This is a genomic window from Streptomyces sp. NPDC001732 (assembly GCF_053596315.1).
The window spans coordinates 155,849-169,421 of the sequence record NZ_JBSFFY010000005.1 but is presented as its reverse complement, the minus strand read 5'-3'; the positions used below and the strand labels follow the sequence as shown (position 1 = coordinate 169,421).

16 protein-coding genes are annotated in these 13,573 nt (G+C 72.0%); 9 read left to right on the top strand and 7 right to left on the bottom strand.

Annotation, left to right across the window (positions count from 1 at the left end):
- The first annotated feature begins 77 nt into the window (after positions 1–77).
- From ACWCXX_RS08525 to ACWCXX_RS08515, 3 genes are all read left to right on the top strand, one after another.
- Positions 78–590 carry a helix-turn-helix domain-containing protein gene (locus ACWCXX_RS08525; protein ID WP_451125566.1) on the top strand — a complete coding sequence of 171 codons (513 nt, stop codon included), beginning with the start codon at positions 78–80 and terminating at the stop codon, positions 588–590.
- A gap of 42 nt (positions 591–632) precedes the next feature.
- Positions 633–1,337: a hypothetical protein gene (locus tag ACWCXX_RS08520; RefSeq protein WP_451125565.1), complete on the top strand. Its 705-nt coding sequence runs from the start codon at positions 633–635 to the stop codon at positions 1,335–1,337.
- 146 nt (positions 1,338–1,483) lie between these two features.
- Positions 1,484–1,816, top strand: coding sequence for a DUF2516 family protein (locus ACWCXX_RS08515; protein WP_451125564.1), 333 nt, complete (start codon positions 1,484–1,486; stop codon positions 1,814–1,816).
- Here ACWCXX_RS08515 and ACWCXX_RS08510 read toward each other — a convergent pair.
- The 3 genes from ACWCXX_RS08510 to ACWCXX_RS08500 form a co-directional block, all read right to left on the bottom strand.
- Positions 1,798–3,174 carry a PP2C family protein-serine/threonine phosphatase gene (locus ACWCXX_RS08510; protein WP_451125563.1) on the bottom strand — a complete coding sequence of 459 codons (1,377 nt, stop codon included), beginning with the start codon at positions 3,172–3,174 and terminating at the stop codon, positions 1,798–1,800. The genes ACWCXX_RS08515 and ACWCXX_RS08510 overlap by 19 nt on opposite strands.
- A gap of 265 nt (positions 3,175–3,439) precedes the next feature.
- Positions 3,440–4,504, bottom strand: a complete 1,065-nt coding sequence (locus tag ACWCXX_RS08505) for an NlpC/P60 family protein (protein ID WP_451125562.1) — start codon at positions 4,502–4,504, stop codon at positions 3,440–3,442.
- 365 nt (positions 4,505–4,869) lie between these two features.
- Positions 4,870–5,649, bottom strand: coding sequence for a class I SAM-dependent methyltransferase (locus ACWCXX_RS08500; protein ID WP_451125561.1), 780 nt, complete (start codon positions 5,647–5,649; stop codon positions 4,870–4,872).
- Positions 5,650–5,906: 257 nt separating this feature from the next.
- Here ACWCXX_RS08500 and mshA point away from each other — a divergent pair, with 257 nt between their 5' ends.
- The 3 genes from mshA (at position 5,907) to ACWCXX_RS08485 (ending at position 8,952) form a co-directional block, all read left to right on the top strand.
- Positions 5,907–7,262, top strand: a complete 1,356-nt coding sequence (mshA, locus tag ACWCXX_RS08495; protein WP_451125560.1) for a D-inositol-3-phosphate glycosyltransferase — start codon at positions 5,907–5,909, stop codon at positions 7,260–7,262.
- Entirely contained in the window at positions 7,255–7,827 is a 573-nt protein-coding gene (locus ACWCXX_RS08490) for a YbjN domain-containing protein (protein ID WP_451125559.1), read from the top strand. Before mshA ends, ACWCXX_RS08490 begins: the two co-directional genes overlap by 8 nt.
- A gap of 336 nt (positions 7,828–8,163) precedes the next feature.
- Positions 8,164–8,952, top strand: coding sequence for a hypothetical protein (locus ACWCXX_RS08485; protein WP_451125558.1), 789 nt, complete (start codon positions 8,164–8,166; stop codon positions 8,950–8,952).
- Between the two features lie 149 nt (positions 8,953–9,101).
- Here ACWCXX_RS08485 and ACWCXX_RS08480 read toward each other — a convergent pair whose 3' ends face one another.
- Both ACWCXX_RS08480 and ACWCXX_RS08475 read right to left on the bottom strand, forming a co-directional pair.
- Positions 9,102–9,344, bottom strand: a complete 243-nt coding sequence (locus ACWCXX_RS08480) for a hypothetical protein (RefSeq protein ID WP_451125557.1) — start codon at positions 9,342–9,344, stop codon at positions 9,102–9,104.
- Positions 9,341–9,589, bottom strand: a complete 249-nt coding sequence (locus ACWCXX_RS08475; protein ID WP_148837165.1) for a hypothetical protein — start codon at positions 9,587–9,589, stop codon at positions 9,341–9,343. Before ACWCXX_RS08475 ends, ACWCXX_RS08480 begins: the two co-directional genes overlap by 4 nt.
- Before the next feature lie 161 nt (positions 9,590–9,750).
- On the opposite strand from ACWCXX_RS08475, the gene ACWCXX_RS08470 reads away from it, so the two are divergent.
- Positions 9,751–10,380 carry an AAA family ATPase gene (locus ACWCXX_RS08470; protein ID WP_451125556.1) on the top strand — a complete coding sequence of 210 codons (630 nt, stop codon included), beginning with the start codon at positions 9,751–9,753 and terminating at the stop codon, positions 10,378–10,380.
- A gap of 39 nt (positions 10,381–10,419) precedes the next feature.
- Complete coding sequence (locus ACWCXX_RS08465) at positions 10,420–10,818, top strand: hypothetical protein (RefSeq protein ID WP_451125555.1); 399 nt, start codon at positions 10,420–10,422, stop codon at positions 10,816–10,818.
- A gap of 13 nt (positions 10,819–10,831) precedes the next feature.
- Here ACWCXX_RS08465 and ACWCXX_RS08460 read toward each other — a convergent pair whose 3' ends face one another.
- Together ACWCXX_RS08460 and ACWCXX_RS08455 are read right to left on the bottom strand one after the other, a co-directional pair.
- The gene (locus ACWCXX_RS08460; protein WP_451125554.1) at positions 10,832–11,035 is read right to left on the bottom strand and encodes a hypothetical protein; all 204 of its coding nucleotides are present in this window, start codon (positions 11,033–11,035) and stop codon (positions 10,832–10,834) included.
- A gap of 109 nt (positions 11,036–11,144) precedes the next feature.
- Positions 11,145–11,906 (bottom strand): phosphoglyceromutase, encoded by a 762-nt coding sequence (locus ACWCXX_RS08455; RefSeq protein ID WP_451125553.1) that lies wholly within the window; start codon positions 11,904–11,906, stop codon positions 11,145–11,147.
- 218 nt (positions 11,907–12,124) lie between these two features.
- Between ACWCXX_RS08455 and ACWCXX_RS08450 the strand changes: the two genes are divergently transcribed.
- Complete coding sequence (locus tag ACWCXX_RS08450) at positions 12,125–13,471, top strand: MDR family MFS transporter (protein WP_451125552.1); 1,347 nt, start codon at positions 12,125–12,127, stop codon at positions 13,469–13,471.
- The last annotated feature ends 102 nt before the right edge of the window (positions 13,472–13,573 follow it).

Genomic DNA, 13,573 nt, shown 5'->3' with positions numbered 1-13,573 from the left:
CGGCCGAACGAGTGGTGTGGCGCACTTTTGCAAGCGCCTGCTTGCAAAAGTTAGCAAGGGTGGCGCACCATCGGGGCATGGCATCACTCAACGTCGGCAATCTCGGTGAGTACCTGCGCGAGCAGCGGCGTACGGCGCAGCTGTCGCTGCGGCAGCTCGCCGATGCCGCCGGAGTGTCCAATCCCTACCTCAGCCAGATCGAGCGCGGGCTGCGCAAGCCGAGTGCCGAGGTGCTGCAGCAGGTCGCCAAGGCGCTGCGGATCTCGGCCGAGACCCTTTACGTACGGGCCGGGATTCTGGACGAGCGGGAGCGGGAGGAGCTGGAGACGCGGGCGGTGATTCTGGCCGACCCGTCCATAAACGAGCGGCAGAAGAGTGTTCTGCTGCAGATCTACGACTCCTTCCGCAAGGAGAACGGGTACGAGCCCGGACCGGAAGCCGGCACCGACGCCGGACCGGGGACCGGCGGCGGATCCGTGGCGGAGGCCGACGACCGGCCCGCCCCGGACTCCGACGACCGGCCCGCCCCGGACGCCGACGGTTCCCGCGCGGCCGACGGCAACGGCGCCGACACGGCTTCCAAGCCCTGAAAACCCTCACACCGAGCCTGATGATCCGGGAGGACCACAGTCATGGCCATCACCGATGACCTGCGCAAGACCCTCACCGACCCGACCCCCCTCTACTTCGCCGCCGGTACGGCCGATCTCGCCGTCGAGCAGGCGCGCAAGGTCCCGGCACTGATCGAGCAGCTGCGTGCCGAGGCGCCGGAGCGCATCGAGGCCGTGCGCAACGCCGACCCCAAGGCCGTGCAGGAGAAGGTGACCTCGCAGGCCAAGGAGGCGCAGGCCACCGTGCAGGCCAAGGTCACCGAGGTGATCGGGTCGTTCGACAGCGATCTGCGGAAGCTGGGCGAGAACGCCCAGGACCTGGCGCTGCGCAGCCTGGGCGTGGCCGCGGAGTACGCGGTGCGGGCCCGTGAGACGTACGAGAAGGTCGCCGAGCGCGGCGAGCAGACCGTGAGGAACTGGCGGGGCGAGACGGCCGACGAGATCGTCGAGATCGCCGTCGTCGTCGAGCCGCGCAAGGAGCCCCGCCCGGCGGGCACCGCGAAGGCGAGGCCGGCCACCGCGACGGGTACGGCGAAGTCGTCGTCCGCGCCGAGGCCCGCGACGAAGGCCGCTGCGAAGCCCGGCCCGAAGCCCGGCCCGAAGCCGGCGGCGAAGCCCGCTCCGAAGGCCGCCGGTGCGGCGGGAAGGACCACGCCCGCGCCCGCGAAGAAGGCGCCCGCGCGCAAGCCCGCCGCGAAGAAGACCACCCCGCCGAGCACGAAGTAGGACCCGGGGCGCCCCGGCTCCGTGACGGCGGCCGGGCGCCCGGGGGTGTGGCGGAGCGCGGGCCGGGCACCTTCACGGGTACCCGGCCCGTTGTCCCGGTACCTTGGCCGCGAGGCGCTCATCCACTTGATTAGGCGGTGCACACCATGTTGCTCACAGGATTCAGCACATTCATCTGGCTGCTCTACATGGTCATGCTCGCCCTGGCCGTGGTCGCGCTGGTCATGGCGGCGATGGCCCGTGAGGACGCCTACCGGGCCGCGGACAAGCAGAAGAAGTCCTTCTGGCTGATCATCCTCGGCATCGCCGTCGCCGTGAACCTCTTCGTGCCGATGCTGTTCCTCCAGCTGGCGGGGGTGGTCGCGTCCATCGTCTTCCTGGTGGACGTACGGCCCGCGCTGCAGGCGGTCTCGGGCGGTGGCCGCCGGGGCGGCTCCAGCAGCGACGGTCCGTACGGGCCCTACAACGGCGGGCGCTGACCGTTCGCGGCGCCCGCGGAGGCCGTGGGTGAGCCCGATCCGGGGCGGGGGCGAGGGATGCTCCCGCCCCGGTCGCCGTCCGGGGCCCGGCGGAGGTGTTCCTGATCGCGGTCGAGCAGCAGGACCGCGACGTCGTCGGTCAGCTCGCCGCCGTTCAGCTCCCGTACCTGCGTGACCGCGGCGTCCAGCAGGTCCTCGCCGGTGAGCCCTTCGGTCAGCTGCCGGTTGATCATCGCGACCATGCCGTCCTGGCCGAGCCGCTGGGTGCCGGTCGGCCCGACCCGCCCCTCGATCAGCCCGTCCGTGTACATCATCAGGCTCCAGGTGCCGCCGAGGTCCACCTGTCGGCGCGGCCAGCGGGCGTGCGGCAGCAGTCCCAGCGCCGGGCCGCCGTCCTCGTACGGGAGGAGGTGCGCGGCCTGTCCCTGCCGGGCGATGAGCGGGGCGGGATGGCCCGCCAGGCAGAGGCCGGCGCGGCGGCCGTCGGGGGCGATGTCCACGGTGCAGAGCGTCGCGAAGATCTCCTCGCTCTCCCGCTCGTGCTCCAGGACCTGCTGGAGGGTGGAGAGCAGGTCGTCGCCGCACAGCCCGGCCAGGGTCAGCGCCCGCCAGGCGATGCGGAGTTCGACGCCGAGCGCCGCCTCGTCGGGGCCGTGCCCGCAGACGTCGCCGATCATCGCGTGGACGGTGCCGTCGGGCGTGCGGACCGTGTCGTAGAAGTCCCCGCCGAGCAGCGCTCGGCTGCGGCCGGGCCGGTAGCGGGCAGCGAAGCGCAGGTCGGAGCCTTCGAGCAGCGGGGTGGGGAGCAGGCCGCGTTCGAGGCGGGCGTTCTCCTGGGCGCGCAGCGTGGACTCGGTGAGCCTGCGCTGGGCGACGTCGGCGCGCTTGCGGGCGACGGCGTACCGGATGGCGCGGCCGAGCAGCCTTCCGTCCAGGTCGTCGCGGCAGAGGTAGTCCTGGGCGCCGACCCGTACCGCCTCGGCGGCCAGCTCGGCGTCGTCCCCCGCCGTGAGGGCGAGGACGGCGTGGCGGGGCGCGATCCGCAGTACGTGCCGGAGCGCGGCGAGCTCGTCGGGGCCCGCGGCGCCCCCCGCCCCGGAGGCGGCGGCACGGGTCTCGCTGCCGGTGGGCAGGGCCAGGTCCAGCAGGACGCAGTCGACGTCGTCCGTGAGCAGTCGGCCCGCCTCGGTCAGGTTGCGGGCGGTGCGGATGCGGATCCGCGTACCGGCCGCGGCCGGGAGCTCGGGGACGGTGAAGGTGCCCGCCGGGTCGTCCCCGATGACCAGGAGGACGAGGTCGGAGCCGAAGGAGGCGTCCGCAGCGGTGGCGTCGCATGGCTGCGGTATGGATACGGGCATTGTTTCGGTTTTCCTTCCCTCCCCCCGAGGGCGCGGCGGAGCGCCGATCGACGACCCGCCAGACGGGGACGATAGCGGTCCTCGGCGGGAGAACGGAATGGCGTTCCGGGTGCGGTTGTCGTCACAGGCGCAGCCATAAGCCGCGTCCCGTCACGGATCCGGCGAGAAGTGCCGGTGGGTGCGCGGCCACCGGGGCATGACAAAGGTCACGTGGGGCGGCGGGCACGGGTGGCGCGAGTCACTCCGGTGGGGCGGCCACCGGGCGTCACTTGTCCGGGCGGACCACTCCGAGTATCAGCATCGAGCCCGCGCCCGCCAGCGTGACGTTGCGCCCGGGGCGGGGGGCGTGGACGATCGCGCCGTCGCCGACGTACATGCCCACGTGGCTGGCGTCGGCGTGGTAGATGATCAGGTCGCCGGGGCGCATGTCCTTGATGTCGATGCGCGGCAGCAGCCGCCACTGCTCCTGCGAGGTGCGCGGGATCGGGCGGCCCGCCGCAGCCCACGCCTGGGACGTGAGCCCCGAGCAGTCGTACGAGCGGGGACCCTCGGCGCCCCAGACGTACGGCTTGCCGATCTGGGCCGTCGCGAAGGCCACCGCCTTCTTGCCGCGCTCGCTCGCCCTGCGGTTGATGTCCTTCAGGACGCCGGAGCTGAGCCAGGCCGTCTGCTGCTGGTACGCGGCCTCCTGCTCCAGCTTGAGCAGACGGGCCCGCTCCTCCTTCTTGAGCCGGGACTCCAGCTTCTTCGCCGCCGCGATCTGCGCGTTGATCTTCTTCTTGGCCTTGGCCTGCTTGACCCGATTGGCTTCGAGCTTCTTCCAGTTGGCGTTCGCGTCCTTGGTGTACGTCTCCAAGTCCTGCTGGGTCCTGGTCAGTTCCCCCAGAACGCCCTTCGCGGCCTGCTGGCCCTCCCGGACCCGGCTCACCCCGTCCAGGAACAGCTGCGGGTCGTCGCTGAGCATGAACTGGGCGCCGGGCGGCAGCCCGCCGGTGCGGTACTGCTCACGGGCCTGGGCGCCCGCCTGGGTCTTCAGTTCGGCGATCTTCGCCTGGCCCACGACTATGGCGCGGGCCAGCTTCACGATCTCGCCGGACTGCTTCTCGGCCCGCTCCTCGGCGAGGTTGTACGCATCGGTGGCCGTCCCCGCCTTGCGGTAGAGGTCGTCGATCTCCTGGCGGACCTCTTCGAGAGTCTTCTTCGGCGCCTCGGCCCCGGACTTCGAGGGGGAGGGGGGCGTGGGTGCGGCGAAGGCCGGGACCGGCGTTATGAGCACGGACAGCGCGCAGACCAGAGTGATCGCGGCCGAGGCACAGTGACGTCGGTTCACGGGATTCCCCTCCGAATGAATCTGATTTCCCGTCAGTAACTTTTCGCCGATGACGCGATCGTGCCATGTCGTACCGAAAAGCAACAGAGGCGCACACCTGCTGTCCTGACGGTCACATGGATCGGTCGCCGCCCGGCGCCGCTCCCCCCGAGCCCCTTGCCGCCCCGTGAATCTCCCCCGTGCCCCCGCTTCCCCGTCCCCCTCTTCTGGACGAACGAGGGCCCGTTCTCGTTCCCGCCCGCCGGCCGTTCCCGTTCATCCGCGGTTGCCGCTCGTCAGTTGTTCCCGCCCGCCGGCCGTTCCGTTCGCCCGCCGATCGGGGCCGGCCTGTCGGGGGACGTCCGGGGTGGCCGAGTCCGGGCCGTTCAGCGCGTGCCGGGCCGGAGGGCGTCCCACTCCACCGTGACCTCGCCCTGGCGCCACCGCCGTACCCCGTCGGCCAGCGGCCAGTCGCCCGACAGCGCCCGCACCGCCGTGATCCAGCGCTGCCGGGCGCCCAGTGACGCGTACGGGGCCGCCGCCGCCCATGCCCGGTCGAAGTCCCGCAGGAACGCGTGGACCGGTTCGCCCGGCACATTGCGGTGGATCAGGGCCTTCGGCAGGCGTTCCGCGAGGTCGGAGGGGCGGTCCAGGGAGCCGAGCCGGGTCGCGAACGTGACCGTGCGCGGACCTTCCGGGCCGAGCGCCACCCAGACGTGCCGGCGCCCGATCTCGTCGCAGGTCCCCTCCACCAGGAGCCCGCCCGGCGCGAGGCGCGCGCACAGCCGCTCCCAGACCTCGGCGACCTCGCCCTCGTCGTACTGGCGCAGCACGTTCGCCGCCCGGACGAGATCGGGGCGCTCGGGGAGCGGGATCTCGAACCCGCCGTGCAGGAAGGTCAGGCCCTCGCGCTCGTACGGCTTCGCCGCCGCGACCCGTTCCGGGTCGATCTCGATGCCGACCACGGCGGTGCGCGGCTCGGCGGTGCGCAGCCGGTGCAGCAGCTCGACGGCGGTCCAGGGGGCGGCACCGTATCCGAGGTCCACGGCGACGGGGCGGTCGGCGCGGCGCAGGGCCGGGCCGTGGGTGGCGGCGATCCAGCGGTCCATGCGGCGGAGCCGGTTCGGATTGGTGGTCCCGCGGGTCGCGGTGCCGATGGGGCGCATGACAGCGAGCGTAACGATTCCGCGGAGCCCACCCGGACCGGGCACGGACGGGGACGCGGACCGGGCGCGGAGCCCGACCGGACCGGGCGCGGGCCGGGTACGGACCGGCCACCGGGGGGCGATCGATCGTCGTAATGATTTGGCAAAGCGGAAATGAAAGGAGAGATTCCGCTGTTGCAGCCCTCGAAAGGGGCGCAGGTCCCTCCGGTGTCGTGCCCTGAACGAGCCTGAACCCCGAATGAGGAGGACCGGACGACGTGACCCAGTACGTCTCCCGGCTCGGCAGCAGCCGGGTCGCCCCGCGCCTCAGGTTCCCCGCAGCCTTTCCCGGCGGTCACCGCAAGCCCCGCCGCATCGCGATGCTCTCCGTGCACACCTCGCCGCTGCACCAGCCGGGCACGGGCGACGCGGGCGGCATGAACGTCTACATCGTGGAGCTGGCCAGGCGCCTCGCCGCGATCGGCATCGAGGTCGAGATCTTCACCCGGTCCACCACCGGCGGACTGCCCCCGGTGGTCGAGCTGGCGCCCGGCGTCCTGGTCCGGCACGTCGACGCGGGGCCGTACGAGGGCCTGGCCAAGGAGGAGCTGCCCGCCCAGCTCTGCGCCTTCACACACGGTGTGATGCAGGCGTGGGCGGGTCAGCGCCCCGGCTACTACGACCTGGTCCACTCCCACTACTGGCTCTCCGGCCACGTCGGCTGGCTCGCCGCCCAGCGCTGGGGCGTCCCGCTCGTCCACGCCATGCACACCATGGCGAAGGTGAAGAACGCGGCGCTCGCGGAGGGCGACACCCCCGAGCCGGCCGCCCGCGTCATCGGCGAGACCCAGATCGTCGACGCGGCCGACCGGCTGATCGCGAACACCGCCGGAGAGGCGGACGAGCTCGTCCGTTTCTACGAGGCCGCCCCGGACTCCGTCGCCGTCGTCCACCCCGGCGTCAACCTGGACCGCTTCAGCCCCGCCGACGGGCGCGCCGCGGCACGGGCGCGCCTCGGGCTGCCGCAGGACGCGCTGATTCCGCTCTTCGCGGGCCGCATCCAGCCGCTGAAGGCCCCCGACGTGCTGCTGCGGGCGGTCGCCGTCCTGCTGGACCGCGATCCGACGCTGCGTTCCCGGATGGTCGTACCGGTCGTCGGCGGCCCGAGCGGCAGCGGGCTCGCCAAGCCGGAGGGGCTGCAGAAGCTGGCGGCCCGGCTCGGTATCGCCGACGTCGTACGGTTCCAGCCGCCGGTCGGGCAGGAACAGCTCGCGGACTGGTTCCGGGCCGCGTCCGTGCTGGTCATGCCCTCGTACAGCGAGTCCTTCGGGCTGGTCGCCATAGAGGCCCAGGCGGCGGGCACCCCGGTCGTCGCGGCGGCCGTGGGCGGTCTGCCGGTGGCGGTGCGGGACGGGGTCAGCGGCTTCCTGATACCCGGCCACGACCCCGCCGCGTACGCGCAGGCCCTGGCCCGGTTCGCCGACGCGCCGGAACTGGTCGCCCGCATGGGCGCGGCGGCCGCCGCGCACGCCCAGGGCTTCGGCTGGGACACCGCGGCTTCCGCGACGGCCGAGGTGTACACGGCCGCGATGCACGAACACCGCCGTCGCCGCGTACGCTCGCACCATGGCTGACGTACCCGACCACCCCGACGACGTACCCGGTGGAGCGGCACCGACCGAAACGGCGACGGTGCCGGCCGATGCGGCGTCGAGGGCCGCGCGGGTCATCGAGGCGACCCTGGAGGAAGCCGGGCTCGCGTGGGAGAGCCCCGAGCCGGGCGGTTACGTGGTCACGCTGCCCGGTACACGCAAGCTGTCCACCACCTGCTCCCTGCGCGTCGGCAAGCACTCGCTCTCCCTCAACGCCTTCGTCGTCCGCCACCCCGACGAGAACGACGCGGCGGTCCACCGCTGGCTGCTGGAGCGCAACCTCCGCCTCTTCGGCGTGAGTTACGCGATCGACCGGCTCGGCGACATCTATCTGGTCGGCAGGCTGCCGCTGTCCGTGGTCACCCCGGAGGAACTGGACCGGCTGCTCGGCACGGTCCTCGAAGCGGCCGACGGCTCGTTCAACACCCTGCTGGAGCTGGGTTTCGCGAGCGCCATCCGCAAGGAGTACGAGTGGCGGGTGTCGCGTGGCGAGTCCACGCGGAACCTGGACGCGTTCGCCCACCTGACCCGGCGCCCGGCCGACTGACCCCCGGCCTCGCCGAACTGCCGCGCGGCGCAAGGGGCACCGGCCGACCGACGGAGCGCAGGCCTCACTGCGACAGGACCCGGTCGTCCGACGGAGCGCAGACCTCACCGCGACAGGACCCGGCCCCGCCCGGGGCTGCGCATGTGACGGAAAGGGGCGGCTCGCCCGCCGGTGTCGGTATTCGACGCGCCTTGCGGTGACGAATAGTGCTTTCACAGAATGATCACGACGTCGTCACGATCGCATCCCGTGCCCCAATTGATTGATCGTCAAACCAAATTTCGCTCATAAAGTGAGCGCACCCGAAATCCCCGCTCAGAGAGACGGACAGGACCCATGCGCTCCTCCGCCGTACGCCGTACCGCTGTTGCCGCCGCTGCGGTGTCCCTGGCCCTGCTCGCCGTCGGCTGCGGCGGCTCGGACTCCGGGTCCGGCGGCAAGGGGGCGGACGCCAAGGGCAAGGAGTCCGCCGCCGCGGAGCCGACGGCCGCCAAGGTGCTGAGCGCCGCCGAGCTGGAGAAGGCCGCGCTGGCCCAGGGCGACGTCAAGGGACACAAGATCTCCGAGGCCGCGGCCAAGGACGTGATCGCGGCCGACGACATCAAGGTCGAGAAGGAGGCGTGCGCCCCGCTCGCCGACGCGTTGATGGGCGCTCAGGTCGGTGAGCCCGGCGTGTTCACGAAGCGCACCGTCGTCAGCGAGCCCAAGAAGGACGCCATGAACAAGGACGTCGCGGACGCCGAGGACGCCTTCAAGTCGGCCTTCGACATCACGACGACGCAGCTGGCCCTCGGCTCGTACGAGGGCAAGGGCGCGCAGGACTCGGTGGCCGCGCTGCGCACCGCGGCCACCGAGTGCGCCGGTGGGTTCGAGTTCACGGCGGCCGGTGAGAAGCAGAAGGTCGGCAGGATCACCGAGGCCCGGATCGAGGCCGGCGAGGAGTCGGTCGCCTGGACGGTGGAGCTGGAACAGGACGGCGAGAAGGGCGAGTTGAAGCTGGCGGCGCTGCGCCAGGGTTCCTCGTTCGCCTCGTTCTCCTCGATGAACCTGGCAGCGATGGGCGGCGGCGGGAGCTTCGAGCTGCCGACCGCGGTGATCGAGGCCCAGGCCGCGAAGCTGGCCTGAGAGGGCGGCCGGGACCGCCGCACCCCCTCGCGGCGGCGGTCCCGCGCCGGACGGTCCGTGCTGCCCGGTCCGTGCTGAATGGTTTGTGCTGAGAAATTCTTACTGAGAAGTTCGTACTGAGAAGTCCGTGCTGAACGGTTCGTGCCGGATCAGGGCAGCGGGACGAGCCTCACCACGGTGACGATCAGGACGGACCTGGAGACGTAGTAGAGCACGATCGCACCGGCGACCGTCGCCTCACGGCGGTCGCGCTCGCTCTTGACGGCGGTAGACCCGTGTCCGTACGGATCGAGGCCCAGGGTGCGTGCCATCTCGTCGCGGAAGGTCTCGCCGTCACGCATCTTGGCCAGGGTGTCGTCGGCGGGCGGGGCGTAGGAGATGCGGAAGCTCAAGCGACGCTCCGCCTCTCGGCCTCGTCCTGTGCCAGCCGGTCCAGGATCTTCTCGGCCTCCGGGTCGGGCACGGCCTCCAGCATCCAGTGCCGCATGACCGCCTGGATCTCCCCCACCCCGGCGTCGTTGATGGCGCGGTCGAACTCCTCGCGTCTCTCCTCGGGCAACGCGGCACGGATGGCCGGGATGCTGTTGGGCACGTCGACTTCGGCGCCGCCGACGAAGGTCTTCAGGGTTTCGCCCATGATTGCTCTCCCCGCTCTCCTTGCTCCCGCCGCACGGCCCGTCCGGTCGGCTCCGCCCGGGTGCGGGCCGGCGTTCGCGAACCGGTGCGTGGGCCGGTGTCCGACTCACGGTAGCGCCAGGCGGCACGGCGGACGCGGAACGCGCACGATACGTTCGCCGCATGGCAGGAACATCATGGGACATAGTGCTGATCGGCGGGGCGTCGGGGATCGGCAAGAGCAGGCTTGCAGCGCAACTGGCCGATGAGCGGCATGCGTTCGTGGTCGAGTTCGACGACGTGGTCAGCGCCGTCGAGGCGATGACGACGGCCGAGCAGCACCCCGCCGTCCACCACTTCGACGACGTCCCGGACATCGACCGGCTCACCACCGGGGAGGTGCTGGACCTTCAGATCGCCACGGCCCGCGCCCTGGAGCCCGCGGTGCTGGGCGTGGTCCGCAACCGCCTGACCGTCGACGTGCCCGCCGTGGTCGAGGGCGACTACCTCACCCCGGCCGCCGCCGCGACGGCCGTCCACGAGGGCGCGGACTTCGGCCGCCGCGTGCGGGCGGTGTTCCTGCACGAGGACGACCCGGACCGGATCACCGCCAACTACGCCTCCCGGGAGCCCGAGAGCGGCGAACAGAGGAACCGGGCGCAGGTCAGCGCCGCGTACTCGCACTGGCTCGCCGACCAGGCGGCCCGGCACGGACTGCCGGTGGTCGAGTGCCGCCCCTGGGACGGCCTCGCGGAGCGCGTGGCACGGGCGCTGCACCAGGAGCCGGGCCGGCCCGATCCCGCCGCCCGGTGACCGACCGGCGTTGTCATACCCCCGTCGTACGCTCGGCCCATGAGCGTCTCCATCTACTACAGCGCCCGCCGGGCGACCCCACTGACCGAGATCGAGTCGGCCGCCGTCGAACGCCTCGTCACCGCACGCGCGGAGTCGTTCCCGTACGACGACGAGGAGAGCCTGTACCTGTACGACCTGGACGACGTCGACCGGGACGACGAGCTCCTCACCGGGTCCACGAAGCTGCCGGCCGACCCCGACCGGTGGCTGCCGGTGACGGCCCATGTGCTCGACTCCGTCACCGAGTTGCGCCGCGCCGTCCAGGGCGCGGAGTGGCATGTCCACATGGACGACAGCGACATTCCCTGGGACGAGAACGAGGGCTACGCCCTGCCGGGCATGCGGGACCCGGAGCTCGCCGCCGAACTCGGCGGCCTCTGCGGACCCCCGGAGTAGTCGCTCCGTCCGGCTAGTCCATGACGACCACGACATACGCCATGGCAACGACGGCGACCAGGCAGACGGCGACGACGGCCACCACGACCACGCCCAACAGCCCCGTCACGCCCGCGATCGCGGCCCAGCCGACCCGCGTCGCGTGCTCGGCCCGCCCGACCGCCTTCTCGTAGTCGCCGTCGTCGTCCCAGTCCCGGTCCCGGTTCCGGCCGTTCATGGCACCCCCTCCGGCGCAGGAGTCCAGGAGACGCCCGGGGCGGACCGGGACACGAACAAGCCCCCTGCCGACGGGAAATCCCGCAGGCAGAGGGCTCGATCGATACGGCCTACTTCTTCTTGCCCTGGTTCTTCACGGCCTCGATGGCGGCCTTCGCCGCGTCCGGGTCGAGGTACGTGCCGCCCGGGTTCACGGGGCGGAAGTCGGCGTCCAGTTCGTAGGCGAGCGGGATGCCGGTCGGGATGTTCAGGCCCGCGATGTCGGCGTCGGAGATGCCGTCGAGGTGCTTGACCAGGGCCCGGAGGCTGTTGCCGTGGGCGGCGACCAGGACCGTGCGGCCGGCGAGCAGGTCCGGGACGATGCCGTCGTACCAGTACGGCAGCATGCGGACGACGACGTCCTTGAGGCACTCGGTGCGCGGGCGCAGCTCCGGCGGGATCGTCGCGTAGCGCGGGTCGTCGCTCTGCGAGAACTCGGTGCCGTCCTCCAGGGCGGGCGGCGGGGTGTCGTAGGAGCGGCGCCAGAGCATGAACTGCTCCTCGCCGAACTCGGCCAGCGTCTGCGCCTTGTCCTTGCCCTGGAGGGCGCCGTAGTGGCGCTCGTTCAGCCGCCAGGAACGGTGGACCGGGATCCAGTGGCGGTCGGCGGCCTCCAGCGCGAGCTGGGCGGTGCGGATGGCGCGCTTCTGGAGGGAGGTGTGCAGGACGTCGGGGAGCAGACCGGCGTCCTTGAGCAGCTCACCGCCGCGGACCGCCTCCTTCTCGCCCTTCTCGGTGAGGTTGACGTCCACCCAACCGGTGAACAGGTTCTTCGCGTTCCATTCGCTCTCGCCGTGGCGGAGGAGGATCAGCTTGTACGGTGCGTCGGCCATGGGTCCGAGCGTAATCGAACCCGTACGAGCACCGCGCGACCGGCCACAGGGCGGACGCAGAGGGTGGAGGAAGGGCGATCGTCGCTGGTGGGGGCGGGACGATTGACGGGCGGCGTCAATTCGCTGGCGTGCCGGAAGCAGGGATTCGTAACGTTCGGGCTGTCGCCGGGCCGCTTACCGGTGGCGTTCGTTCCGCGCTTCCCCGGGGGGATCTCCCTATGTCTGTCGCCGGCCTCAGACGGTCCGTGCGCGAATCCGTGTCCGGACTCCCCAGGGAGTTCTGGTGGCTGTGGACCAGCACGCTGGTCAACCGGCTCGGCGCGTTCGTCGCCACGTTCATGGCGCTCTACCTGACCCTGGACCGGGGCTACTCGGCCTCGTACGCCGGTCTGGTCGTCGCGCTGCACGGCCTCGGCGGGGTGGTCTCCTCGCTCGGGGCCGGGGTGATGACCGACCGGCTCGGCCGTCGGCCCACGATGCTCATCGCGCAGGTCTCGACCGCGGTCTCCGTGGCCGTGCTCGGGTTCATGGTCCACCCGGTGGCGATCGCGGCGGTCGCCTTCTGCGTCGGCATGGCGGGCAACGCCTCGCGGCCCGCCGTGCAGGCCATGATGGCCGACATCGTCCGGCCCGAGGACCGGGTGCGGGCCTTCTCGCTCAACTACTGGGCGATCAACCTCGGCTTCGCCGTCTCGTCCGCCGGGGCCGGGTTCGTCGCCGAGTACAGCTATCTCGCCGGGTTCCTCGGCGAGGCCGCGATGACGCTGGCCTGCGCCGTCGTCGTCTTCGTGAAGGTGCCCGAGTCGCGACCCGCGAAGCCGGAGGTGTCCGGGGCCGCGGGCCCCGGGGGCGCCGACGGCGGGGTCCGGCTCTCCACCGTGCTGCGCGACGGCCGGTTCATGAGCGTCGTCGGGCTCTCCTTCGTCATCGCCCTGATCTTCCAGCAGGGGTACGTGGGGCTGCCGGTGGCCATGGGGGCCGACGGGTTCTCCAGCTCCGACTTCGGCGCGGCCGTCGCCGTCAACGGCGTACTGATCGTGGTGCTCCAGATCCCCGTCACCCGCTTCATCCAGCACCGCGACCCGCGGCAGCTGCTCATCGTGTCGTCGCTGCTGGCGGGGTACGGGTTCGGGCTGACCGCGTTCGCCGGGTCGGTCGCCGTCTACGCGCTGACCATCTGCGTCTGGACGGTCGCCGAGATCGTCAACGCGCCGATCCAGAGCAGTCTGGTGGTCCGGCTCTCGCCCGCCGAGGGCCGGGGCCGCTACCAGGGCATGTACACGATGTCGTGGTCGGCGGCCGCGCTGATCGCGCCGCTGATGTCGGGTCTGGTGATCGACCGTTTCGGGGCGCAGTGGCTGTGGGGGGCGTGCGCCGTCCTGGGGACCGGGGCCGCGCTCGGGTACTGGCTGCTGATCCGGGGCCTGCCGGGGGAGGACGGCGCGGTGTCCGCCGGGGGCGGGCAGGTCTCCGGGGCCGGTACCGGGGCAGCATCCGGAACCGAACCGGCCTTCGGCACCGGGGCAGCATCCGGAACCGAACCGGCCGTCGAGCGGACCGTCTGAAGGCCTGAAGGCCCGGCCCCGCGCCTTCCGTTCCAATGGTCGTCGCAACACACGACGACGCCCCGCGCGGAACGGATCCGTTCCGCGCGGGGCGCCCTGTCG

Bases quoted from the DNA above. Each gene is read 5' to 3' on its own strand.
- ACWCXX_RS08460 (WP_451125554.1), bottom strand. From the start codon at position 11,035: ATGAACGGCCGGAACCGGGACCGGGACTGGGACGACGACGGCGACTAC.
- ACWCXX_RS08450 (WP_451125552.1), top strand. From the start codon at position 12,125: ATGTCTGTCGCCGGCCTCAGACGGTCCGTGCGCGAATCCGTGTCCGGA.
- ACWCXX_RS08520 (WP_451125565.1), top strand. From the start codon at position 633: ATGGCCATCACCGATGACCTGCGCAAGACCCTCACCGACCCGACCCCC.
- ACWCXX_RS08490 (WP_451125559.1), top strand. From the start codon at position 7,255: ATGGCTGACGTACCCGACCACCCCGACGACGTACCCGGTGGAGCGGCA.
- ACWCXX_RS08475 (WP_148837165.1), bottom strand. From the start codon at position 9,589: ATGGGCGAAACCCTGAAGACCTTCGTCGGCGGCGCCGAAGTCGACGTG.
- ACWCXX_RS08510 (WP_451125563.1), bottom strand. From the start codon at position 3,174: ATGCCCGTATCCATACCGCAGCCATGCGACGCCACCGCTGCGGACGCC.
- ACWCXX_RS08470 (WP_451125556.1), top strand. From the start codon at position 9,751: ATGGCAGGAACATCATGGGACATAGTGCTGATCGGCGGGGCGTCGGGG.
- ACWCXX_RS08525 (WP_451125566.1), top strand. From the start codon at position 78: ATGGCATCACTCAACGTCGGCAATCTCGGTGAGTACCTGCGCGAGCAG.
- ACWCXX_RS08500 (WP_451125561.1), bottom strand. From the start codon at position 5,649: ATGCGCCCCATCGGCACCGCGACCCGCGGGACCACCAATCCGAACCGG.
- ACWCXX_RS08465 (WP_451125555.1), top strand. From the start codon at position 10,420: ATGAGCGTCTCCATCTACTACAGCGCCCGCCGGGCGACCCCACTGACC.
- ACWCXX_RS08455 (WP_451125553.1), bottom strand. From the start codon at position 11,906: ATGGCCGACGCACCGTACAAGCTGATCCTCCTCCGCCACGGCGAGAGC.
- ACWCXX_RS08485 (WP_451125558.1), top strand. From the start codon at position 8,164: ATGCGCTCCTCCGCCGTACGCCGTACCGCTGTTGCCGCCGCTGCGGTG.
- ACWCXX_RS08515 (WP_451125564.1), top strand. From the start codon at position 1,484: ATGTTGCTCACAGGATTCAGCACATTCATCTGGCTGCTCTACATGGTC.